The organism is Streptomyces sp. NPDC019396, from assembly GCF_040632375.1.
Taxonomy (GTDB): Bacteria; Actinomycetota; Actinomycetes; order Streptomycetales; family Streptomycetaceae; genus Streptomyces.
The window spans coordinates 75,392-98,020 of sequence record NZ_JBEYBS010000005.1; the positions used below are offsets into that span (position 1 = coordinate 75,392).

The window sequence follows — 22,629 nt, forward strand, 5'->3', positions numbered from 1 at the left end:
ATCGAGTATGGGAACCGATCAGAAGGACCTGTACCCGGACGTGACCGCGTCGGGTGGCCTTGGACCAGCCATGAAGGAGGCAGCGGAACTGCGCGGATGCGACATCGGGCTCTCACCCTGGGACGTCGACGCGATCAGCGTCGAGACGGCGAGGGGGGTCGTGTCAGTCGATCCCGTGGCCGATGAGCGACTGTTCCGGATGCGCGTCCACATTCCCGGGTTCACCTGGCAGCTCGGCTCGACGGACGATCTCGGATTGCTCGCGGAGGCGGTCGCCGCATGGCGGGAGGGTGTGCCGCTCGAAGAACTGGCGGCGAGGTTCACGTTCATGGAGCTCGACGAGTTCGCCAGGGCGCTCGACAGCGGGGAGCCCACTTCCTCGCAGTGGTCCGACCTCCTGTCGTCCGATTCCCACCGAGGACAGTGGAACCTTCTGCGTCGCCTCCATGCGGATGACGTGCTGCGGAACATGTTCCCGACTGTCTCGCACGGGGCCGTCCGGCTGCGGGTGGATCCGTTGGACGGAACGAGCCGTCAGGTCCTGGTGCACGAGCTGGACGAGGAGCGCCATGAGGTCATGCGCGTGGGGGTGCCCGGGGCCACGTGGACCGAGGTGCCGACCGGCGATCTGATCGCCTGTCTGCGAGCTGCCTTGAACAGGGAGTGATCCCGGCAGCCCGGTGAAGCCGAACCCCGCCAGGTCGTCCCTGGCGGGGTTCTTCGCGCTCATGCGTTCGGCCCGCACGCAGCGGCCAGGTCACCCCGATCGACGGGGCCGCGGCGCCGCTCGCCGTGCCGGGGAACGCCGTGCCGGGCCGGATCCCGCTCAGGCCGGGCGCACGCTCCCGTAGATCGGCATGTAGTAGATCGATTCCTCGCGGACGTTCGCGCCCGGCTTCGGGGCGTGGATCATCTGCCCGTTGCCGATGTAGATCCCGACGTGGCTGATGTCGTCGTAGAAGAACACGAGGTCGCCGGGGACGAGGTCCTTCGCCGCGACCCGCTGTCCCACCTCGACCTGGTCCCAGGTGGTGCGGGGCAGATCGACACCGGCCGCGCGCCAAGCGGCCTGGGTGAGGCCGGAGCAGTCGTAGGAGCTGGGTCCGGTCGCGCCCCAGACGTAGGGCTTGCCGATCTGGCTGCGGGCGAAGGACAGCACCTGCTGCGCCTTGGCGGCGTACGAGCCGGCGGAGGTGCCCGCGCCGGTCCCCGTGCCCTGCTGCTCCTGCTGTGCCCGGCGTTGGGCCTCGGCCTCCGCTCTGGCCTCTGCCTCGGCCCTGGCCTTCGCCTCCGCCTTGCGGTGTGCCTCTTGCTCCCGCTGACGCTCCAGTTCCGCGAGCCGTGCCTTCTCCTCCGCCGTCAGCTTCGACAGCAGCTCCCGTGCCTCGGCGAGCTTGCGCTGCACCGTCTCCTTGGTGGTGCGCAGCGATGCCTGTGAGTCGCTGAGCTTCTCCAGGCTCCTGGTCGCCTCCACGCGCTGCTCCGCTGCCGCAGACCGCTGCTCCTCGAAGTCGGTGACGGCTTCACGCTGTTCTTCGGACAGCCGGTCCATCAGGCGCGTCTGGTCGAAGTACTCCTGCGGGCTGTCCGCGAGGAGCAGCGCGGCGGTCGGTGTGACCGTTCCGGTGCGGTACTGGGCGGCGGCGTACGAGCCGAGTGCGCGACGGGCTTCGTTCAGGGACTCCGTGCGCTCCGCGGCGTTGTCGAGGAGCTGGTCCACCTCGCGGCGCTGCTGCGTCGTTTCCTCTTTGGCGCGGTCGTACTGCTGGGTCGCGGTTCCGGCCTGGCGATAGAGGTCGTCGACCTTCTTCTGGACCTCTTCGACACTGGGCTGCGGTTCGGCCCGGGCGCTCTGCGTGGACAGCAGGGTGACGCCCGCGATGGCTGCCGTCGTGAACCCGACGGCGGGATTCTTCGTACGTGTACCCGTAAGGGCACGCGCCTTGCGATGCGATGCCAAGGCAGGCATCTCCTTCCGTTTGCCGCCTACCGGGTTAGCTGTCGGGTTCGGACGGAACGGAAGGTTGTCCTACGGGCCTTGCTGAACGTGGCCCGATTCACCCCGGTGGGGCCCCTCTTGTGCCGGTGGGCACAAAAGAGTTGGGTCCCCGGTTCCTCACCTTCCTTGCGGAATGGTCGGATTCGGCGCGAGCTGCCCGATTGGCGTTGGTCGCCGCGGGGGTACGGGCTGCCTTGGCGAGCACGCTAGCCAAACTGTGGCGCTCGTGTGAAGGTCGGTGCGCATTATGTCCGATACATTTCCGTTACCTTGGCGTGTCGTGGCCGCGACTTCACGGAATGTGACGAGCTGGATTGGCGTGATCGCGACGCGTGATTCAGGCGAAGGCGGCGGCGGGCTGTCAGTGCGGCGGCCTAGACTCGTAGAGCGATGAGCAGCCTCTTTGACGACAGCTTCCTGGCCGGCCTCCAGCGCTCTGCAGCCTCGGAGGAGCCCCCGCCTCCGGAGCCCGACGAGCACGCCCCCGCCGAGGACGTCCCGCACGACCTCTTCGGGGGTCGCTTCGACGTGCCTCCGACCAGGGACGAGTACTACCGCAGTGGTGTGCCGCGCCCGGCCGTGGACCCCGTCGCGCTGCTGGAAGGCCTGAACGAACAGCAGGGCGCCGCCGTCGCCCACACCGGCTCGCCGCTGCTCATCGTGGCCGGAGCGGGTTCCGGAAAGACGCGGGTGCTGACCCACCGGATCGCCCACCTGCTGGCGACCCGCAATGTCCACCCAGGGCAGATACTGGCCATCACCTTCACCAACAAGGCCGCGGGCGAGATGAAGGAGCGGGTCGAGCAGCTCGTCGGCCCCCGTGCCAACGCGATGTGGGTCTCCACCTTCCACAGTGCCTGCGTCCGCATCCTGCGCCGCGAGAGCAAGAAGCTCGGCTTCACCTCGTCGTTCTCGATCTACGACGCCGCCGACTCGAAGCGGCTGATGGCCCTGGTGTGCCGCGATCTCGACCTCGACCCGAAGAAGTTCCCGCCGAAGTCGTTCAGCGCCAAGATCTCGAACCTCAAGAACGAGCTGATCGACGAGGAGGCCTTCGCCGATCAGGTGGCCGGGGGCACCTCCCAGGCCGGAGGCTCCGGGGGAGGCTTCGAGAAGACGCTGGCCGAGGCGTACCGGATGTACCAGGCGCGGCTGCGCGAGGCCAACGCCCTGGACTTCGACGACATCATCATGACCACCGTTCATCTGCTCCAGGCGTTCCCGGACGTGGCCGAGCACTACCGGCGCCGCTTCCGGCACGTCCTGGTGGACGAGTACCAGGACACCAACCACGCCCAGTACACCCTGGTGCGCGAGCTGGTCGGCGAGGGATACGAGGACCTGCCGGCCGCCGAGCTGTGCGTCGTCGGTGACGCCGACCAGTCGATCTACGCCTTCCGCGGCGCCACGATCCGCAACATCCTCCAGTTCGAGGAGGACTATCCGGACGCCACCACGATCCTGCTGGAGCAGAACTACCGCTCCACCCAGACGATCCTCTCCGCCGCCAACGCCGTCATCGAGCGCAACGAGAGCCGTCGTCCCAAGAACCTCTGGACGAACGCCGGCGCCGGAGCGCAGATCACCGGCTATGTCGCGGACACCGAGCACGACGAGGCGCAGTTCGTCGCCGACGAGATCGACCGGCTGACCGACGCGGGCGAGGCCAAGGCGGGCGATGTCGCCGTCTTCTACCGGACCAACGCCCAGTCCCGTGTCTTCGAGGAGATCTTCATCCGCGTCGGCCTGCCCTACAAGGTCGTCGGAGGAGTGCGCTTCTACGAGCGCAAGGAAGTCCGGGACGTCCTCGCCTATCTGCGGGTCCTCGCCAACCCCGAGGACAACGTCCCGCTGCGCCGTATCCTCAACGTCCCCAAGCGCGGTATCGGCGAGCGCGCCGAGGCGATGATCGACGCCCTCGCGCTGCGCGAGAAGATCACCTTCCCGCAGGCGTTGCGGCGCGTGGACGAGGCGTACGGCATGGCGGCCCGTTCGGCCAATGCCGTGAAGCGCTTCAACACGCTGATGGAGGAGCTGCGCACGATCGTCGAATCGGGCGCGGGCCCCGCCACCGTCCTCGAGGCGGTGCTGGAGCGCACCGGATACCTGGCCGAGCTCCAGGCATCCACCGACCCGCAGGACGAGACCCGTATCGAGAACCTCCAGGAGCTCGCGGCGGTCGCCCTCGAATTCGAGCAGGAGCGGGGGGCCGACGAGGGTTCCGGCACGCTCGCCGAGTTCCTGGAGCAGGTCGCACTCGTCGCGGACTCCGACCAGATCCCGGACGAGGACGAGGAGGGCAGCGGAGTCATCACCCTCATGACGCTGCACACGGCGAAGGGCCTGGAGTTCCCCGTCGTGTTCCTCACCGGCATGGAGGACGGGGTCTTCCCGCACATGCGGGCGCTCGGCCAGGCCAAGGAGCTGGAGGAGGAGCGGCGGCTGGCGTATGTGGGGATCACCCGAGCCCGTGAGCGGCTCTATCTGACCCGCTCGTCGATGCGCAGCGCCTGGGGCCAGCCCTCGTACAACCCGCCGTCCCGTTTTCTGGAGGAGATCCCGGACGCGCATCTGGAATGGAAGCGGACGGGACCGATGGCCGCCCCGGCGGGTCCGGTCTCCGGGATCACCTCCTCGCTCTCCTCGTCCCGGTCGCGTTCCGGCCCCTCTGGATTCGCGACCAGGCGGGCGGCTGACAAGCCCGTCATCGCGCTGGCGGTCGGAGACCGGGTGACACACGACCAGTTCGGTCTCGGCACGGTGATGGCGGTGACGGGACTGGGCGCGGACGCCCAGGCGACGATCGACTTCGGGGACACCAAACCGAAGCGGCTGCTACTGCGGTACGCGCCGGTCGAGAAGCTGTAGCGAGAGGGGCCGGGGTGCGGTGAAAGCCGCACCCCGAAGGGGCGGAGGCGGAGCGCGGGGCGTCGTACGTCCGCCTACGTCTGTGCCGGATCAGGTCGGGTCGAGACCGTGGCCGCGCAGCCACGACAGCGGGTTTATCGCGGAACCGCCGCCCGGACGTACCTCGAAGTGCAGATGCGGGCCGGTGGAATTGCCCGAGTTGCCGGAGAAGGCGATGACGTCACCGGCTTTGACCGATCCTGAGCGGATCTTGGTGCTGCTGAGGTGGCAGTACCAGGTCTCCGTGCCGTCAGCGGCCGTGACGATCGCCATGTTGCCGTAGGCGCTGTTCCACTGGGTGCGCACCGTGCCATCGGTGGCGGCCTTCACCTGCGTCCCGTAGGAGACGGGGAAGTCGATGCCGGTGTGCATGGACATCCAGTTGACGCCCGCCTGACCGAAGTAGGCGCTGAGCCCGTGCTGGCTGACGGGCAGGGCGAACTTCGGGCGCAGCGCCTCGCGGCGGGCGGCTTCCGCCTCGCGCTTCTTGCGGTCCGCCTCCTGGCGCGCCTTGAGGTCGATTCGCTCCTGGGTGCGGCTGGCGCGGTCGCCGAAGTCGCGGGCGTCGGCGCTCAGCGCGGCGAGCTGGGTATCGAGCTTGGAGTTGGCCGGCACCGACTGCACCGATGTCGGATCGGCAGCCGCGACGGTGGTCTTGCCGCTGCTCTCCTCGCCTCCGGAGAGACCGCCCACCGATGCCGCTGCCACGCCGGCGACACCCATGACGCAGGCGGAGGGGACTGCCACGGTGAGCATGGCGGAACGCTTGGCCGGGGTGCGGCGGCGGCCACGGGTGCCACCGCGGCGGACGGGGCGGGGCGCAGGGATGGACACCGCCGGGGCGGCCATCGTCCTGGCCGCGGCAATGAACTCGGCCTCGTCGTAGCCCTCGAAGCTCTGGTCGTCGGCTTCCGGGGCGGGGTCATCGGTGTCGGGTCCGGCCGCGGGATGGTCGGCCCCTGCCGGGAACTCGTCCTCGGGGGAGAACTGTTCGGGCGGTGTCACGGGCTCGGCGTAGTAGCCGGTGTGCTCGGCGTACTCGCTGTCCGCGGCGTATTCGTTCTCCGCGGTGTAATCGGCGTGCTCGGTGTATCGAGCGGGCTCGGCGTGCGCCGCGTAGTCGGTATGCGCCGCGTACTCGCTGTACTCGAGGTACTGCGTCTGGGCCTGGACCTGGGTCCGGTAGGCGTCGGCGGCCTGTTCGGCACCCAGGCCGGAGCCGGTGTCCGTGCCCGAGTTCCAAGCGGTCGCGTCGTATGTACCGGTTTCATAGGCCGGGGTGCTGTACCCGCCCGCCGCGGGCCACTGGCCTGTCGCGTCATGGGCGAAGGCGGCCGCGGCGGTCTCGAACTGCCCCGTCTGGTTCCAGGCGTTGGCGTCCCACTGGCCGGTGGTGTCGTACTGCTGCTGGTGTCCCTCGGCGGAGGCGTAGCTGTCGTACGCCGTCGTCGCCGACTGCCACTGCGTCGCGTCGTACTGGTCGGTGCTATCGGTGGCCGCTGTGTCGTAGGCGTAGCTGCCGGGAAGGGCGCCGAAGAGCGGGTCGGTGTCGAAGCTGCCGGCGGCGTAGGAGTCATACCCGGCGTCGGGGTGCTGGTCGTTCACCAACTTCTCTCTCGCCTCGGCAGCAGGACCAGGATCCGGAGTCACCCGCGGCGGGGGACCCGAGGAACGCAGTGGGCGCGACTGTACCCGGCAGTATGCGACGCCGACAATCTTCCGTTGGTTTTGGGTGGGCGGGAAACGGGCATTCGGCTGTCTTTCGACGAGGTACAGGAAGAGCTTTGGCCTTACGTTCGATGATTGTTCGAAGGCCGTTGGGGTGCCGGGCCTCAGGCCACGGACACCACCCCGGATGCTGCCGATGCCGCTTCCGCCTCCGGCGCCGTGCCCCTCTCCGACGGCTCGAGCACCTCGCGGATGATCGCCGCGACGGCCGGGTGCACAGGGAGGGCGAGATGGCCGATACCGCTGACGCGTATGTTCCGCACCTGTAGATCAGGGTGGTCGATGCAGGCCGTTTCGAGCGGCACCATCAGCTGGTCGAGGTCGCTCCAGAAACTGACGAAGCGCGTGCGGCAGCCGGGAGCGGGCAGTCTCAGTTCCTCCACCACATCGGAGCCGGGGCGCATCTGGCGCACGAGGGGGTGAGCGCTCGCGAGCGGGACGACACTCGTGCCCGAATGGGGGGTGCCGAGGGTGACCAGCGTGCGGACCCGGCGGTCGCCGCCGAGCCGCTGGACGTAATAGCGGGCGATCAGCCCTCCGAGGCTGTGTCCGACGATATCCACCTCGGGCCGGCCGGTGCGGGTGCAGACCTCCTCGACATGGCGGCCCAGCAGCTCGGCGGCACTGCGTATGTCACAGGTCAGCGGTGAGTAGTTGAGCGACTCGATGGGCCGCCGCCCCTGACGGGCGAGGTGGCGGCGCAGAAGGACGAACACGGAACGGTTGTCGATGAAGCCGTGGAGGAGGACGGCCGGGGGGAATGCGGTGGCGGCCGACGTGGGCAGCGCACTTGTCTCCTGCGCGGCGCGTCCGGACTCGACCGTGCCGGGGCGATCGGGGTCCCCGGAGCCGCCGGGGCTCCCGCGCCCGGGGCGGCCCGGCCGCTCCTGGCTGATGCCCGACGGGTACAGCACGAGGTGCCCCGCGAGGATCGCCAGCTCAAGGGCGGTGGCGCGCAGCAGCGCCACGGGCAGCCGGAATTGTCCGAAGCGCAAGAGCGGCAGCAACCCCATGGCCGACCTCCCGAATGGCGCACGGGTCGACGGCTCCGTCCCCCGTATGCCCTCGTGGGGATGCCGACGCGCCGCCTCACCCCGGCACGCGGCTGCGGCACGGCACTGCGGCGGTCCTCTGACGGCTCCCCTGGCGCGCTCTCCCGGCCCCTGACGTGTGTGGCCCGGCCGCGGACGACTGCGGACCGACCGGTACGGGCCCGGGTGCGGCGCGTGGCGAATATGTCCCACGTGTGATTTCCCCCTCGCTGTCCACCGTGAAACGAGCGGTTGCGGGATGCTGTAGATAACGTTCGTTCACCTCCCCGGTGCTGTCCGGTGCGGGGCGCGGGGTTCGTGCCGATGGCGGCACAGCCGGGATGTGGAGGCAGTGATGGGTGTGACCGGTCCGATCCGCGTGGTGGTGGCCAAGCCTGGTCTCGACGGCCACGATCGCGGCGCGAAGGTGATCGCACGAGCGCTGCGCGATGCCGGTATGGAGGTCATCTACACCGGGCTTCACCAGACCCCGGAACAGATCGTGGACACCGCGATCCAGGAGGACGCCGACGCGATCGGCCTGTCCATCCTGTCCGGCGCCCACAACACGCTCTTCGCCAAGGTCCTTGAGCTGCTGAAGGACCGGGACGCCGAGGACATCAAGGTCTTCGGCGGCGGCATCATCCCGGAGGAGGACATCCCCCCGCTCAAGGAGAAGGGCGTGGCTGCGATCTTCACTCCGGGTGCCACGACGTCCTCCATCGTCGAATGGGTCAACGCGAACGTCCGCCAGCCGGCCGACGCCTGACTCCTGCCGAGGGCCGGCTGCCGACAGCCACCCGCCATCGAGGGCGTGGCCGGGCTCCCTGCCCTCGCCGCGTCCGCTCGTCCGCATGCCCCGCGCCGTACGGATCCACGGCCGGTGCCGGGCAGCCTGGTGACCCGGAGCAGGGCTATTCCGGAGCCAGCTCGGCGTGCATCACCGCCCGCAGCCGCAGGGTGGAGACCAGGCGCTGGAAGGCCTCCGACCAGTAGCCTCCCGCCCCCGGGGACGCCCCTTCCGGTTCGTCCGGTGTGGCCGTCAGCAGATCCAGGCGGGCCGCTTCCCCGGGATCCAGGCAGCGTTCGGCGAGGCCCATCACTCCGCTGAAGCTCCAGGGGTAGCTGCCCGCGTCGCGGGCGATGTCGAGTGCGTCCACCACAGCGCGGCCCAGCGGCTCGGCCCAGGGCACCGCGCAGACACCGAGCAGCTGGAACGCCTCCGACAGGCCGTGCGCGGATATGAATGCCGCGACCCAGTCGGCACGCTCCCGCTCCGACAGGGCCGCCAGGAGCTTCGCCCGCTCCGCCAGGGACGAGGTGCCGGGGCCGCTCGCCGGCGGTGCGGCGGGTGCGCCGAGGAGCGCGCGGGACCATTGCGGGTCCTGCTGGCGCACCGCCGCTCGGCACCAGGCCGCGTGCAGCTCATCGCCCCAGCCGTCGGTGACGGGCAGAGCCACGATCTCCTCGGGCCTACGTCCCCCGAGCCGGCCCGGCCAGATCGTCAGCGGAGCGGACTCGACCAACTGCCCGAGCCACCATGATCGTTCACCGCGGCCCGAAGGGGGTATGGGCGCGATACCGTCGCGCTGCATCGCCGCATCGCATTCGTGCGGTGCCTCGACGGCGATCGTGGCCGTGCTCCCGGACCGGTCCAGGGCTATGCAGGTGGCCGCCCGCTCGGCCATCCGCCCGGCGAGCGCGGAGTGCGGTAGCCCCGACAGCAGCTCGGCAGCGGTGGTCCGGACATTGCGGCTCCGGTCGGACAGCGCCAGCTCCAGGAAGGGCTCGTCCGCGTCGGACAGACCCGTGCGCAGTGAGTCCAGGAACATCAGGCGGTCCTCGGCCCGCTCGGTCGACCAGGTCCCGGACAGCAGGGCGAGTGCCGCCGCGGGATCGTGGGCCCGTACGGAAGTGAGGACGGCCACGCGTTCCGCGAAGAGGCCCTCGTCCCACAGCTTCCGCACGCCGATCGCGTCGTCCGGCGCCGGCAACGCGGCGCCTCCCCCTGGGCCGCTCGCCGCGGCGGATCCCCATGCCCCACGCAGCGCGAACTTCCAGTCGCTGTTCAGCCGGGCGAGCCACAACCCGCGCGCTCCGGCGAAGCGCAGTGCCGCAGGGCGCAGATCGGTGCGGGCGCGCGCCGCCTCGAGCAGTGCGGGCAGCGTGGCAGCGGGTGCGCGATACCCCTTCTCATTGGCGGCGGCCAGCCATTGCGGCAGCAGCTCCGTCAGGTCCGGGGCCGCACCGCGACGGCCTCCGGAGCCCGTGTGCGCCGCGCGATCGGCCAGCAGCCCGGTGAGCCGCCGCCGGGCGGCCTCGGGCAGCGGGGGCCGGGAATCCTGTGGTGCGGGCTCCGGAAGCGGCCGTGCCACGGCCGGTGTCAGCCCGGCCCGGCGCCGCACGGTGTGCAGCGCCGCCACGTCCAGTAGCGCCGTCGCTGCGTCTTTGCCGGTCAGTACGGCGGCGGGCGGGGTCCGCCGATCGGTGCCGAGAAGAGCCGAGGTGACGAGCTCTTCCCAGTCCGTGGTGCGGGTGGTGCCGGTCATCGGGTCCTCCGTGGTGCGTCATACGAGTCGGCGTTTGGACCAGGGGGCGTACGGTCGGTGCCTGTGGCCCGGCTCTCCGCTAGGCCTCCTGCCGAGGAACCCCGACGCGTCACGGGCAGGCCCGAGCGGGCACCCGTGCCCCTGGCTTCGGAGAGTCCCCACTCAGCTCACGCGCCCGTGAGTGAGACCGTCTCGGCGGTCTCTTCCGACCAGGCGGCCAGCGGCGCGAAGCCCCGGTGGCCGAGTTCGCCGAAGACCGTGACGGGGCCGCCACCTGACAGCGCGGCGAGCCTCCACAGTGCGGGGCGGGACAGCGCGGTCGCGGTGATGGGCAGCGCTGAGCGGCCGTCGGCATCGGACAGCTGCCAGCCCTCGTCTCCCGGCACCGGGACAACGTCGGACAGCGTGCACGGCCAGGAGTCCAACCAGGGATCCTGGCTCAGGGCCGTCCCGTAGGCGGAAAGCCCTTCCACCACGGTGCTTCCCGTTGGGCGAGCGGTGATCGGGGCCGGGGACCCGAACTGCCGGCCGATGTCGGCGCGCAGCTGTCCCGCACCCCCGTACGGCATCAGCTCGGCGTCGATCATCAGCCCCACCGGCAGTGCCAGCTGGGGGGCCCTTCCGGCGGCACCGTAGGCGAGGAGCAGCGCCGGGCGGCCGGTCTTCCGGCCGTGCAGCCATATGCGGCGGGTGGTGATCTTGCCGTCTGAGGTGTCGTACTGGGCGAGCACCAGCCAGTCGTCCCTGACTGCGGGGCCTTCCGGCGGAGTGTTCAGCCCGACCCTGGTGCGCACGGTCGCCGCCAGCGGTTCCGGAAGCCGCTCACGCTCCAGCCAGGCCCGGTCGAGCAGGTGGATCAGCGAGCACTCCTCGAGCAACCGCACCGGCCAGCCCGGTCCGGAGGCCGGAACGGCTCCCAACTCGCGTACCCGTGCGGCGAGTCCGGGCGCCTGGGCGTCGACCATGCGGGCGGCCGTCTCCTCCCACAGCCCGTATCCGGCCTGCTCGGCGGGCGCCAGCCCGCCCCGCAGCACGTCGGCCAGCCGCTGCTCCAGCTCCGTCGTCCCCGCGGTGATCCGGGCTGCCCGGCGGTCGGCCCGGCGGCGTGCGGCCTCCGGGTCGGCGGGCTGCGTGGACTGCCCGCCGTCCGTGCCCTGCTCCTGTTTCTGCGCGGCGCGCTTGCGCCGCCCCGACAGCCACTCGCCGGCCCAGTCCGGCACCTCCCCGTCCGCGACCGCGGCCTCGTCTCCCGCCCAGAGCAGCAGCAGCCCCAGCGCGTGCTTGCACGGAAACTTGCGGCTCGGGCAACTGCACTTGTACGCGGGCCCTGTGGCGCCCCCGACATCGACGATCGTCTGATACGGCTTGCTGCCGCTTCCCCTGCACAGACCCCAGACGGCGCCGGACGCGCCGCAGCCCGTGCCCGACCACGGCCCGGCCGTGCCGAGTTTGCTTCCCGCCTTGCGTGACGTCGCGTCAGGAGACAGAGCCAGCACCTGCTCAGCCGTCCAGCGCACCCCCTGCTGATTCATGGCAAAGACGCTACGGCGCCCCACTGACAATCGGGCTGACAAGCGGATTCTCCGGCCCGGTAAGGCCCGTGGCGACAAGAGTCCCGGCTACCGCATCCCGTCCCGCTCCTCACGCGCCAACGCGCTCAGCACACTGCCGACTTCGGCCGTGGTCCGCGGAAGCGGCCCGATTGTCAGTGGCGTGGTGCACGGTGGAATCACATCCGGTCGAACGATCTGGAGGGGGATACATGTCCATGCCCGAAAACCGTGCCGAGGCAGATACCGCAGTCCTGCGGCCACATGCCGAAGACGCCTTCGCCGACGAGCTCAAGGCCCTCGCCGCGGCCGACGACCGGCCGCGGCCGGCCCGCTGGCGGCTGTCGCCGTGGGCCGTGGCCACGTATCTGCTCGGCGGCACCCTGCCCGATGGGACCGTGATCACGCCGAAGTACGTGGGACCGCGCCGGATCGTCGAGGTGGCCGTCACCACACTCGCCACCGACCGCGCGCTGCTGCTGCTCGGTGTGCCCGGCACCGCCAAGACCTGGGTCTCCGAGCATCTCGCTGCGGCCGTCAGCGGAGACTCCACCCTGCTGGTCCAGGGCACGGCGGGCACACCGGAGGAAGCCATCCGCTACGGGTGGAACTACGCCCAGCTGCTCGCCCAAGGTCCGAGCCGGGACGCGCTCGTGCCCAGCCCCGTGATGCGGGCCATGTCCGAGGGCATGACCGCCCGGGTCGAGGAGCTCACCCGCATTCCCGCGGACGTTCAGGACACGCTCATCACGATCCTTTCGGAGAAGACCCTGCCCATCCCCGAGCTGGGGCAGGAGGTCCAGGCGGTCGGTGGTTTCAACCTCATCGCCACGGCCAACGACCGGGACCGCGGCGTCAATGACCTGTCGAGTGCGCTGCGCCGCCGCTTCAACACCGTGGTGCTGCCGCTGCCCGCCACCGCGGACGACGAGGTCGGCATCGTCTCCCGGCGCGTCGACCAGATAGGGCGCTCGCTCGATCTGCCTGCCGTGCCGGAGGGCATCGAGGAGATCCGCCGTGTCGTCACGGTGTTCCGTGAACTGCGCGACGGGGTAACCGCCGACGGCCGTACCAAGCTCAAGTCGCCTTCGGGGACGCTCTCCACGGCCGAGGCGATCTCCGTTGTCACCAGCGGCCTCGCACTCGCCTCCCACTTCGGAGACGGAGTGCTGCGGTCCGGCGATGTGGCGGCGGGCATTCTCGGAGCGGTGGTCCGCGATCCCGCGGCGGACCGTGTCATCTGGCAGGAGTATCTGGAGACGGTCGTACGTGAAAGGGACGGCTGGAAGGACTTCTACCGTGCCTGCCGCGAGGTGAGCGCATGACGACAGCCGTCACCACGGCCGGGCACGGCGCCGGAGCCGCCTCTGCCACCGCTCCTGGAGGGGAGAAGCGGTGGCAGGGGCGAGAGCCCCTGGTGCTGGGGGTGCGGCACCACGGGCCGGGTTCGGCGCGGGCGGTGCAGACGGCGCTCGACGCCGCCATGCCCCGCGCGGTGCTGATCGAGGGACCGCCGGAGGGTGACGCCCTCCTGCCGCTCGCCGCCGACGAGTCCATGGTCCCGCCCGTCGCCCTGCTCGCCCATGCCGTGGACGATCCGGGACGCGCCGCCTTCTGGCCGATGGCCGCGTTCTCACCGGAGTGGGTCGCCATCCGCTGGGCCCTGGCGCACGAGGTGCCGGTCCGCTTCATCGACCTGCCCGCGGCCCATTCGCTGGCCGCTGCCTCGGACCCCACCTGGGGCGACGAGGACGAAGCCCAACCGGGCAGCACGGATGAGGCGGCGCTGCGGATCGATCCACTGGCGGTGCTCGCCGATGCCGCCGGGTACGACGACCCGGAGCGCTGGTGGGAGGACGTGATCGAGCACCGCGGTGGGAGCGCCGTGGCCGACCCGTTCGCGCCGTTCGCGGTGCTCGGGGAGGCCATGGCCGCCCTGCGCGAGGAGTACGGACACGGCGGGCGTGACCGCGACCTCGTGCGCGAGGCCCATATGCGGGTCCAGCTGTACGTGGCACGCAAGGAGTTCGGTCATGAGGTCGCCGTCGTCTGCGGCGCCTGGCATGTCCCCGCACTCACCGCGAAGTCCACGGTCACCGCGGACCGCGCCCTGCTGAAGGGCCTGCCCAAGGTGAAGACGGAGACCACCTGGGTGCCCTGGACCCACCGCAGGCTCGCCCGCCGCACGGGCTACGGCGCGGGAATCGACTCACCCGGCTGGTACGCGCACCTGTTCGGCGCCCCGGACCGTCCTGTCGAGCGCTGGATGACCAAGGTCGCGGGACTGCTCAGGGACGAGGACCGGTTCGTGTCGTCGGCGCATGTCATCGAGGCCGTACGGCTCGCCGGCACCCTGGCCGCGATGCGGGGCCGCCCGCTCGCCGGGCTGAGCGAGACGACCGACGCGATACGGGCCGTGATGTGCGACGGCTCCGAAGTGCCCCTGGAGCTCGTCCAGGACCGGCTGATCATCGGTGATGTGCTGGGTGAGGTCCCGGAGTCCGCACCCGCCGTCCCGCTCCAGCGCGACCTGGCCCGCCTCCAGCGCAGCCTGCGGCTCAAACCCGAGCTGCTGGAGCGGGAGCTGGAGCTCGATCTGCGCAAGGAGACCGATTCCGGCCGCAGCCGGCTGCTGCACCGGCTGCGGCTCCTGAGCGTCGACTGGGGCGCCACTGCGGCCGGCCGGGGCTCCACCGGCACCTTCCGGGAGACCTGGCGGCTGCGCTGGGAGCCCGAGTTGTTCGTCAAGGTCGCCGAGGCGGGGATCTGGGGGACCACGGTGCTCGCCGCGGCCACCGCCCGTGCGGAGTCGGAGGCCGCTTCGGTGACCGCGCTCGCCGAAGTGACCGCCCTGGCCGAGCGCTGTCTCCTGGCCGAGCTGCCCGATGCCCTCCCGGTGGTGATGAAGGCACTCGCGGACCGGGCTGCGCTGGACGCGGATGTGGGTCATCTCGCCCAGGCCCTTCCCGCGCTCGCCCGCTCCCTGCGCTACGGGGATGTGCGGTCTACCGACACGGCTGCGCTCGGGGAGGTGGCGACCGGTCTCGCCGAGCGGATATGCGTCGGTCTGCCGCCCGCCTGCGTGGGACTCGACGCGGACGGCGCCGCCGAGATGCGCGGCCACCTCGACGGTGTCCACACAGCTGTCGGCCTGCTGCCGGAGAGTGAGGAGCTGAGCGCCCGCTGGACGGAGGTGCTGCGCAGGCTGGCGGTGCGCGACACCGTGCCCGGGGTGATTCGGGGGCGCGCGGCACGGCTGCTGCTGGACGACGGCCGTCTCGAAGAGGACGAAGCGGCACGGCTGATGGGCCTCGCCCTCTCGCCCGGCACCCCGCCCGCCGACGCCGCCGCCTGGATCGAGGGCTTCGTCGGCGGCACGGCCGGCGGGGGCATGCTCCTCGTCCACGACGAGCGGCTGCTCGGACTGGTCGACGCCTGGCTGGTGTCCGTCCCCGGCGACGCGTTCACGGACGTACTGCCGCTGCTGCGGCGCACGTTCTCGGCGTATGAGCCCGGTGTCAGGCGCACCCTCGGCGAACTGGTGCGCCGCGGACCGGCGGCGACGGGCACGGCGCCGGCCGCAGGGGAGTCCGGCGTGCCCGGTTTCGGCGCCGGAATCGACGAGGCACGGGCCGATTCCGTGCTGCCCGTACTGAGGCTGATCCTGGAGGGGGAACACGTATGACCACGGCAGCAGTCGGCGCGATGGCGGCCGGCGACGAGCGGCTCAGGCGCTGGCGGCTCGTGCTCGGCGGCGGGGCGGCCGACGGCACCGGCTGCACCCTGGGCGGTACGGACGTCGGCATGGACGCGGCGCTGGGCGCCCTCTACGGCAGGGGGAACCGCCAGGAGCGCGGCACCGGCAAGCGTTCGGCCGGTCTCGACGGCTCGGCCCCCAATGTGGCGCGCTGGCTCGGGGACATCCGTACGTACTTCCCGAGCTCCGTCGTCCAGGTCATGCAGCGTGACGCGATCGACCGGCTCGGCCTCAGCACCCTGCTGCTGGAACCCGAGATGCTGGAGGCGGTGGAGGCCGATGTGCATCTCGTCGGCACGCTGCTCTCCCTCAACAAGGCCATGCCCGAGACGACGAAGGAAACCGCCCGGGCAGTGGTGCGCAAGGTCGTCGAGGACCTGGAGAAGCGGCTGACCACCCGCACCCGTGCGACCGTCACCGGTGCGCTGGACCGCAGCGCCCGTGTCAACCGGCCGCGCCACAGGGACATCGACTGGGACCGCACGATCCGGGCGAACCTGAAGAACTACCTGCCGGAGCACCGCACGGTCATCCCCGAGCGGCTCATCGGCTACGGACGCGCGGCGCAGTCGGTGAAGAAGGATGTCGTGCTGTGCATCGACCAGTCCGGTTCGATGGCGGCGTCCGTGGTGTACGCCTCGGTGTTCGGCGCGGTGCTCGCGTCGATGCGTTCGATCGCGACCCGGCTTGTCGTCTTCGACACGGCGGTCGTGGATCTGACGGACCAGCTGGCCGACCCGGTCGACGTGCTGTTCGGCACCCAGCTCGGCGGCGGCACCGACATCAATCGCGCGCTGGCCTATTGCCAGTCGCAGATCACCCGGCCTGCGGACACCGTCGTCGTCCTGATCAGCGACCTCTACGAAGGTGGCATACGGGACGAGATGCTCAAGCGGGTGGCGGCGATGAAGGCATCCGGGGTGCAGTTCGTCGCCCTGCTCGCGCTCTCCGACGAAGGCGCACCCGCGTACGACCGGGAACACGCGGCGGCACTGGCAGCTCTTGGCGCACCGGCCTTCGCCTGCACCCCCGATCTGTTCCCGGAGGTCATGGCCGCCGCGATCGAGAAGAGGCCGCTGCCCATACCGGACATGGCGACTCATCAGTAACAAGGGACTTGCGCGACCCCCTGAGTCCCATGCGAGCATCATGCCCATCGCCACCGGAGGAGCATCCTCCGCTACCAGAGAAGGCCTGCCGCTTTGTCGTTGACCGCTGCACTGCCCCTAGTGCCCCCAGCCGCCGTGCGCCGTGTGCGCGTCGCGGTTCGGCGGCACGCGGTGCGCGCGGTACAGGTGTTGCTGTTCGTCGCCGGACTGCTGGTGCTGGGGCTTGTCCTCGGTGGCGCGGCGCAGGCGGCGGAACGGACGGGCGCCGAGAGCTCGCTGGAGCGCGTCGTCGCGGACGATATGACGGACAGGCTCGATGGCACGCTGACGGCAGCGCCGGTGAATCCGGTGGAGCCGGTGAAGCCGATGGCTGGGCGTGTGAGGGAGCCGGTGGCACGTGGGGCGGGTGCGGCTGCCGTCGAGCCGGCCGTGAAGCGAGCGGCCGCACCGGTCGCCGAGCGGATCGTCGAGCCGGTGGGCGACCACTTCGCCGAGCCCCTCGGGCAGGCAGTGGCCGTCGCCGTGCAGACGGCGGTTCAGAGCATGCCCGAGCGGCCGATGCCCGCCTCCTCCGTGGAATGGCCCGGTGCCGGGCAGGTCGTACCCACGGCTGTTCCCGTCCCTGTCGCCGCCCCCGCTCAGATCCCCGCAGCCCTGCCCGTTTCCGTACCCGGGCAGCACCTGACTCCCGAAGGGCCCGCCGCCGCGGACGCTGCGCTCACCGCGCCCTCCCCGCAGTCGCCGGACATGACCTCGGGTCAGCACCGGGCACCCCTGGCCGCCGCGTTGAGCGGGCGCGAAGGGCGGCTTCCGCCGGCACCCGGCCACGCACCGGCCATGCCCGGTGGAAGCGCAGTACTCCAGACCGCCGGTGACGGGCACATGCAGCGCGTGGTCGATCCGAAGGGCGCGTGGTTCTCACGGGCCGCTTCGTGTGCCCGCATACCCGGATCCCGGCAGCCAGCCGGTGGCGCCGGGCCGCGGGAGCGCCACCGCGACATCCTCGAATTCCCCGGATAGGGCAGGCCGTTCCCCCCGCCTGAGACCTGCCGCGCGGGGGCGGAGCAGGTCTGCCCGACTCCCGGAATCCAAAGGAAACACCCGAAATGAACAAGAACATCCGCCGTTCCATAGCCGTCGCAGCCGGTGCAGCCGGTATGTGGGCCATCGGTACGGCCGCCGCCAGCGCGGACGAGCTGCCCTCCCTCTCCCTGTCCACGCCGGACCAGGCCGCCGGAATGGCCCAGGACAAGGCCGCAGACCTCGCGGACACGCCGGCCGTGTCCACCGCCACCAGTACGGCGACGGCCACCGCGCAGGGCGTCACCCAGGACGCCGCCGTGGCGACGGCCGAGTCGGCCGCGGACCAGGCCCGTCAGTACGCCGAGTCCGGCCTGCCCGCCGCCGACACCGAGATCGACTACCTGTTCGGCCCGCTGTCCGCGTTCGCCCCGGAACTCGAGCAGGCCCCGGCCCGCGCCGCCCGTGCCGCCACTCCCGTCGTGGACGAGACCGCGCAGGACGCCCTGCCCCCGATCGCCGACCGCTCCGTGGACAGTGTCGTCCCGGTCGCCGGTCAGGCGGTCGGCGACGCCGGTGGCCTCGCCACGAGTGTCGTCGGAGACGTGTCCCCCTTCGCGGGCGGCGTCGCTGCCGGGGTGGCACCCTTCGCCGGTGGGGTGGCCGGGGCGGTCGCACCGGTCGTCGAGACCGTCGCCGACCAGGTCCAGCCGGTCGCCCACGGCGTCGGCGGCTCCGCCGGCACCTTCGCGGACGGTGTGACCGGCCAGGTGCGGCCCTTCGCCCAGGACATGACCGGCACGGTCACCGCCACTCCGGTCGCGGCTCACGCGGTCTACGGTGTCCAGGGCGCGGCCACCGCGATCACTCCGAGTTACGCAGACGGCGTCACCCAGTACCTGGCCCAGGGCATCTGAGCCGAGACCGCTGACCTGGGGCGGGCGATCGGCGGATTCCCCCGTCCCCCAAGCACTGCGGGCGGTCCCCATTGGGGTGGGGACCGCCCGTTCCGTACCCCGGCCGGATGCGTCCTGTAACCGCACAGTTCCGCCACGTGCGCGATCTGTGACCGGTATCACCGCCGCTCTGTGATCTGCGATTTAGGGACCCACGGCCCACGGGGATACTCTGCGAGACGGACATGCCGCGTACCGGCCACCGTGTACGCCTCCCTAGTGACAGCGCAGTCACGTTGCCCTTCGCGGCACGCCCACGCAGACAACGAACCGCGAATCACAACTGCGACGATTAGAAGCAAAGGGACGGACGCGCGTGGACCTGTTCGAGTACCAGGCGAGGGACCTCTTCGCCAAGCACGGTGTACCGGTGCTGGCCGGTGAAGTCATCGACACGCCTGAGGCGGCGCGCGAGGCGACCGAGCGCCTGGGTGGCCGTTCGGTCGTGAAGGCCCAGGTGAAGGTGGGCGGCCGCGGCAAGGCCGGTGGCGTCAAGCTGGCCGGCACGCCGGACGAGGCCGTCGCCCGCGCCACGGACATCCTCGGTATGGACATCAAGGGCCACACGGTCCACAAGGTGATGATCGCCGAGACGGCTCCCGAGATCGCCGAGGAGTACTACGTCTCGTACCTCCTCGACCGCACCAACCGCACCTTCCTGGCCATGGCCTCGGTCGCGGGCGGCATGGACATCGAGGAAGTCGCGGCGACGACGCCCGAGAAGCTCGCCAAGATCCCGGTCGACGCCAACGACGGCGTGGACCTGGCGAAGGCCCGCGAGATCGTCGAGGCCGCGAAGTTCCCGGCCGAGGTGGCCGAGCAGGTCGCCGAGATCCTCGTGACCCTGTGGAAGACCTTCGTCGCGGAGGACGCCCTCCTCGTCGAGGTGAACCCGCTTGCCAAGGTCGCCGACGGCCGTGTCATCGCCCTCGACGGCAAGGTGTCCCTGGACGCCAACGCCGAGTTCCGCCACGCCGACCACGCCGAGCTCGAGGACAAGGCCGCGGCCAACCCGCTCGAGGCCGCTGCCAAGGCCAAGGGCCTCAACTACGTCAAGCTCGACGGCGAGGTCGGCATCATCGGCAACGGCGCGGGTCTGGTCATGTCGACCCTCGACGTCGTCGCGTACGCCGGTGAGAGGCACGCGGGCGTCAAGCCGGCCAACTTCCTCGACATCGGTGGCGGCGCCTCCGCCGAGGTCATGGCGAACGGCCTGGAGATCATCCTCGGCGACCCGGACGTCAAGTCCGTGTTCGTCAACGTCTTCGGTGGCATCACCGCGTGTGACGCGGTCGCCAACGGCATCGTGCAGGCCCTGGAACTCCTCGAGTCCAAGGGCGAGGCTGTGACGAAGCCGCTGGTCGTGCGGCTCGACGGCAACAACGCGGAGCTGGGTCGTCAGATCCTGGACGACCGCAACCACCCGCTCGTGCAGCGTGTGGACACCATGGACGGCGCGGCCGACAAGGCCGCCGAGCTGGCTGCGGCCAAGTAACAAGGGACGAGGTCACAGACTCACCATGGCTATCTTCCTCACCAAGGAATCCAAGGTCATCGTCCAGGGCATGACCGGCTCCGAAGGCCAGAAGCACACCAAGCGCATGCTGGCTTCCGGCACGAACATCGTCGGTGGCGTGAACCCGCGCAAGGCGGGCACCACGGTCGACTTCGACGGCACTGAGATCCCGGTCTTCGGCTCCGTCGCCGAGGCCGTCGAGAAGACCGGCGCCGACGTCACGGTCATCTTCGTCCCGGAGAAGTTCACCAAGGACGCGGTGATCGAGGCGATCGACGCCGAGATCGGCCTCGCGGTCGTCATCACCGAGGGCGTCGCCGTCCACGACACCGCCCAGTTCTGGGCGCACGCGGGCGCAAAGGGCAACAAGACCCGGATCATCGGACCGAACTGCCCGGGCCTGATCACCCCCGGTCAGTCGAACGCGGGCATCATCCCGGCCGACATCACCAAGCCCGGCCGCATCGGTCTCGTGTCCAAGTCAGGCACGCTGACCTACCAGATGATGTACGAGCTGCGGGACATCGGCTTCAGCTCCTGCGTCGGCATCGGCGGTGACCCGATCATCGGCACCACCCACATCGACGCCCTGGCCGCCTTCGAGGCCGACCCCGACACCGACCTGATCGTGATGATCGGCGAGATCGGCGGCGACGCCGAGGAGCGTGCCGCCGACTTCATCAAGGCGAACGTCACCAAGCCGGTGGTCGGCTACGTCGCGGGCTTCACCGCCCCCGAGGGCAAGACCATGGGTCACGCCGGCGCCATCGTCTCCGGCTCCTCCGGCACCGCCCAGGCGAAGCAGGAGGCACTGGAGGCCGCCGGCGTGAAGGTCGGCAAGACGCCGACCGAGACGGCCAAGCTGGCGCGCGAGATCCTCGCGGGCTGAGCCACCTCTGCCTGAAGCGAGGGCCCGCATCCCGGGAGACCGGGGTGCGGGCCCTCGCCGCTTTCCGCGGCGTTCTTCGGTGTCCCCCGCACGCCGTGTGCGCTTGCGCATGCCCGCCGGCTCAGCCGGAACCAGGAATGAGGCGTTCCGGTCCCTTCAGCGGGTGCTCCCGCAGTGTCAACCGCAGGTCGGGACTGCCAGGGGACTCAGCCATGGGCCCTGGGTTCGACGGCACCCCACCGACCGAGCGGCCTGGCGTGCGCGGAGCCTCGTAGCTCGCCCTACCGAAGATCATCGTCAGTAGCGAGGCGCCCAGCACGGCGGCGGCGAGCCCGTACGAGGCACGGGTCCAGAACTGCGTGCGCTTCTCGGTGCACGCCCGCACCTCACTCGCTGGTGCGAGCTCGGGTGCCGGTATGGCCGCGGCGAGATCGGCCAGCCGTTCGTGCAGCGCGTCCGGCTCCCCCAGCTCGGGGATGCGCTCGGCGACGGCCGCGCGGGCGTTCAGCAGACGCGTCGCGGCGGCAGGGGTGCTCGCCTCCGTCTCGGCGGCCGTCTCGGGGAGGTCGAGGCCGAGGCCGTCGTACAGCAGCAGGGTGCGTCGGTACATGGGCGGCAGCGCGAACAGGGTGTCCCGGAGCGACTGGCGTGCTGAGCTATCGGCGTCGCCGGGAGCCTTCTGGTGCTCCGGGGGGTCGGGCTCCGAGGGGTGGCCGCGGCGCAGCCGGTGCCAGGGCGACATGGCGTACTCGTACGCCGCCGTCCGCAGCCAGCCGGGTGGGTCGGGGTCGACAGCCACCTCCGGCCAGCGCTGCCAGGCGCGGTGGAAGGCGTGCTCGACCGCCTCACGGGCGAAATCCCTGTTGCCGGTGAGCAGATAGGTCTGGCGCACCAGACAGGAGGCCGTGCGCCGGTAGAGCACATCGAACGCCTGCTCGGCAGTCCTGGGCGGGGGTTCGCCCACGGGGTACGGCGAAGGGTGCAGCAGCTGGGCGGCGAGCTGTGCCAGGTGACGGTGGCCGGGGTCCCCGCGCCGAGAGGTGTGCGCCGTTGCTGCGGGCTCGCTCTCGGGTTCGCGGGTCCTTCCGGCGGCTGCGGTCCTGCCGGGTTCCCCCGTGTTCGCGGGGTCCCCGGCCCTCCCGGGCTGCTCCCCGGGTCCCGCGGTCTTCCCTGGCTGCTGCCAGGTCTGTGCCGCCGGTGGGCGTTCCGGGTCGATCTTCGGCAGCTCCAGGGTGTCCTCGGTGGCGCCCCGCCCGCCCTCGTCCTTCCCACCGCGGGTGGCCTCCGCCCAGCGGGCCTCCCGCTCGGCCTGGGCCTTGGCCGCCTCTTTCGCCGTGAGCTCCGCCTGGTACGAGGCGAGTGCCTTCGCGTACGCCTCCCGCTTGCGTCCGCGCGGGTTGGTCCGGCCGGTCTCCCAGGACCGGACCGTCGCCCGGGTGACCCCGACGGCTCGTGCGAGCTCCTCCTCGCTGAGGGACTTGGACTCGCGCAGCCTGCGTCGTTCCTTGGGGGACGGCAGATCGTCGGCGTTCTTTGCGGTCCTCGGGTTCACGGCGTGATGGGCGTTCTCGGCGGGGTCCGGGGCGCTTCGCCTCATGGAGGCTCCATGGGGTCGGTG

General features: G+C 71.0%; 16 protein-coding genes and 1 riboswitch. Of the genes, 10 read left to right on the plus strand and 6 right to left on the minus strand.

Going from position 1 to position 22,629, the window contains the following annotated elements; genetic code table 11:
* Positions 1-7 precede the first annotated feature (7 nt).
* Positions 8-667, plus strand: a complete 660-nt coding sequence (locus ABZ532_RS07325; protein ID WP_361280200.1) for a hypothetical protein — start codon at positions 8-10, stop codon at positions 665-667.
* Positions 668-826: 159 nt separating this feature from the next.
* Here the strand turns inward: ABZ532_RS07325 and ABZ532_RS07330 are convergent, their stop codons facing one another.
* Positions 827-1,969 carry an NlpC/P60 family protein gene (locus tag ABZ532_RS07330; protein WP_361280202.1) on the minus strand — a complete coding sequence of 381 codons (1,143 nt, stop codon included), beginning with the start codon at positions 1,967-1,969 and terminating at the stop codon, positions 827-829.
* A riboswitch (cyclic di-AMP (ydaO/yuaA leader) is annotated at positions 1,968-2,158 on the minus strand. (Overlaps the previous gene by 2 nt.)
* A gap of 231 nt (positions 2,159-2,389) precedes the next feature.
* On the opposite strand from ABZ532_RS07330, the gene pcrA reads away from it, so the two are divergent.
* Positions 2,390-4,867 (plus strand): DNA helicase PcrA, encoded by a 2,478-nt coding sequence (gene pcrA, locus ABZ532_RS07335; RefSeq protein ID WP_361280204.1) that lies wholly within the window; start codon positions 2,390-2,392, stop codon positions 4,865-4,867.
* Between the two features lie 90 nt (positions 4,868-4,957).
* On the opposite strand, the gene ABZ532_RS07340 is transcribed toward pcrA, so the two are convergent.
* Positions 4,958-6,511 carry a M23 family metallopeptidase gene (locus tag ABZ532_RS07340; RefSeq protein ID WP_361280205.1) on the minus strand — a complete coding sequence of 518 codons (1,554 nt, stop codon included), beginning with the start codon at positions 6,509-6,511 and terminating at the stop codon, positions 4,958-4,960.
* A 227-nt stretch (positions 6,512-6,738) separates the two neighbouring features.
* Positions 6,739-7,647, minus strand: coding sequence for an alpha/beta fold hydrolase (locus ABZ532_RS07345; protein ID WP_361280207.1), 909 nt, complete (start codon positions 7,645-7,647; stop codon positions 6,739-6,741).
* Positions 7,648-8,020: 373 nt separating this feature from the next.
* Here ABZ532_RS07345 and ABZ532_RS07350 point away from each other — a divergent pair, with 373 nt between their 5' ends.
* Complete coding sequence (locus ABZ532_RS07350) at positions 8,021-8,434, plus strand: cobalamin B12-binding domain-containing protein (protein WP_361280208.1); 414 nt, start codon at positions 8,021-8,023, stop codon at positions 8,432-8,434.
* Between the two features lie 145 nt (positions 8,435-8,579).
* Here the strand turns inward: ABZ532_RS07350 and ABZ532_RS07355 are convergent, their stop codons facing one another.
* Both ABZ532_RS07355 and ABZ532_RS07360 read right to left on the minus strand, forming a co-directional pair.
* Positions 8,580-10,214 carry a DUF5691 domain-containing protein gene (locus ABZ532_RS07355; protein WP_361280209.1) on the minus strand — a complete coding sequence of 545 codons (1,635 nt, stop codon included), beginning with the start codon at positions 10,212-10,214 and terminating at the stop codon, positions 8,580-8,582.
* Between the two features lie 167 nt (positions 10,215-10,381).
* On the minus strand, positions 10,382-11,746 hold the full coding sequence (locus tag ABZ532_RS07360) for an SWIM zinc finger family protein (protein ID WP_361280211.1): 1,365 nt from the start codon (positions 11,744-11,746) through the stop codon (positions 10,382-10,384).
* Between the two features lie 230 nt (positions 11,747-11,976).
* On the opposite strand from ABZ532_RS07360, the gene ABZ532_RS07365 reads away from it, so the two are divergent.
* From ABZ532_RS07365 to sucD, 7 genes are all read left to right on the plus strand, one after another.
* Positions 11,977-13,089 (plus strand): AAA family ATPase, encoded by a 1,113-nt coding sequence (locus ABZ532_RS07365; RefSeq protein WP_361280212.1) that lies wholly within the window; start codon positions 11,977-11,979, stop codon positions 13,087-13,089.
* On the plus strand, positions 13,086-15,449 hold the full coding sequence (locus ABZ532_RS07370) for a DUF5682 family protein (RefSeq protein WP_361280213.1): 2,364 nt from the start codon (positions 13,086-13,088) through the stop codon (positions 15,447-15,449). Before ABZ532_RS07365 ends, ABZ532_RS07370 begins: the two co-directional genes overlap by 4 nt.
* Positions 15,450-15,469: 20 nt before the next feature.
* The gene (locus tag ABZ532_RS07375) at positions 15,470-16,630 is read left to right on the plus strand and encodes a VWA domain-containing protein (protein WP_361280464.1); all 1,161 of its coding nucleotides are present in this window, start codon (positions 15,470-15,472) and stop codon (positions 16,628-16,630) included.
* Between the two features lie 144 nt (positions 16,631-16,774).
* Positions 16,775-17,650 (plus strand): hypothetical protein, encoded by an 876-nt coding sequence (locus ABZ532_RS07380; RefSeq protein ID WP_361280215.1) that lies wholly within the window; start codon positions 16,775-16,777, stop codon positions 17,648-17,650.
* An 86-nt stretch (positions 17,651-17,736) separates the two neighbouring features.
* Positions 17,737-18,567 (plus strand): hypothetical protein, encoded by an 831-nt coding sequence (locus tag ABZ532_RS07385; protein ID WP_361280216.1) that lies wholly within the window; start codon positions 17,737-17,739, stop codon positions 18,565-18,567.
* Positions 18,568-18,922: 355 nt separating this feature from the next.
* Positions 18,923-20,101 carry an ADP-forming succinate--CoA ligase subunit beta gene (gene sucC / locus ABZ532_RS07390; RefSeq protein ID WP_361280217.1) on the plus strand — a complete coding sequence of 393 codons (1,179 nt, stop codon included), beginning with the start codon at positions 18,923-18,925 and terminating at the stop codon, positions 20,099-20,101.
* A 25-nt stretch (positions 20,102-20,126) separates the two neighbouring features.
* Entirely contained in the window at positions 20,127-21,011 is an 885-nt protein-coding gene (gene sucD / locus ABZ532_RS07395; protein ID WP_361280218.1) for a succinate--CoA ligase subunit alpha, read from the plus strand.
* Between the two features lie 121 nt (positions 21,012-21,132).
* Here the strand turns inward: sucD and ABZ532_RS07400 are convergent, their stop codons facing one another.
* A complete protein-coding gene (locus ABZ532_RS07400) occupies positions 21,133-22,608 on the minus strand; it encodes a helix-turn-helix domain-containing protein (RefSeq protein WP_361280219.1) in 1,476 nt (491 codons plus the stop codon).
* Positions 22,609-22,629: the final 21 nt, after the last annotated feature.

Bases quoted from the DNA above. Each gene is read 5' to 3' on its own strand.
- ABZ532_RS07325 (WP_361280200.1), top strand. From the start codon at position 8: ATGGGAACCGATCAGAAGGACCTGTACCCGGACGTGACCGCGTCGGGT.
- ABZ532_RS07330 (WP_361280202.1), bottom strand. From the start codon at position 1,969: ATGCCTGCCTTGGCATCGCATCGCAAGGCGCGTGCCCTTACGGGTACA.
- pcrA (WP_361280204.1), top strand. From the start codon at position 2,390: ATGAGCAGCCTCTTTGACGACAGCTTCCTGGCCGGCCTCCAGCGCTCT.
- ABZ532_RS07345 (WP_361280207.1), bottom strand. From the start codon at position 7,647: ATGGGGTTGCTGCCGCTCTTGCGCTTCGGACAATTCCGGCTGCCCGTG.
- ABZ532_RS07350 (WP_361280208.1), top strand. From the start codon at position 8,021: ATGGGTGTGACCGGTCCGATCCGCGTGGTGGTGGCCAAGCCTGGTCTC.
- ABZ532_RS07355 (WP_361280209.1), bottom strand. From the start codon at position 10,214: ATGACCGGCACCACCCGCACCACGGACTGGGAAGAGCTCGTCACCTCG.
- ABZ532_RS07360 (WP_361280211.1), bottom strand. From the start codon at position 11,746: ATGAATCAGCAGGGGGTGCGCTGGACGGCTGAGCAGGTGCTGGCTCTG.
- ABZ532_RS07365 (WP_361280212.1), top strand. From the start codon at position 11,977: ATGTCCATGCCCGAAAACCGTGCCGAGGCAGATACCGCAGTCCTGCGG.
- ABZ532_RS07370 (WP_361280213.1), top strand. From the start codon at position 13,086: ATGACGACAGCCGTCACCACGGCCGGGCACGGCGCCGGAGCCGCCTCT.
- ABZ532_RS07375 (WP_361280464.1), top strand. From the start codon at position 15,470: ATGGCGGCCGGCGACGAGCGGCTCAGGCGCTGGCGGCTCGTGCTCGGC.
- ABZ532_RS07385 (WP_361280216.1), top strand. From the start codon at position 17,737: ATGAACAAGAACATCCGCCGTTCCATAGCCGTCGCAGCCGGTGCAGCC.
- sucD (WP_361280218.1), top strand. From the start codon at position 20,127: ATGGCTATCTTCCTCACCAAGGAATCCAAGGTCATCGTCCAGGGCATG.
- ABZ532_RS07400 (WP_361280219.1), bottom strand. From the start codon at position 22,608: ATGAGGCGAAGCGCCCCGGACCCCGCCGAGAACGCCCATCACGCCGTG.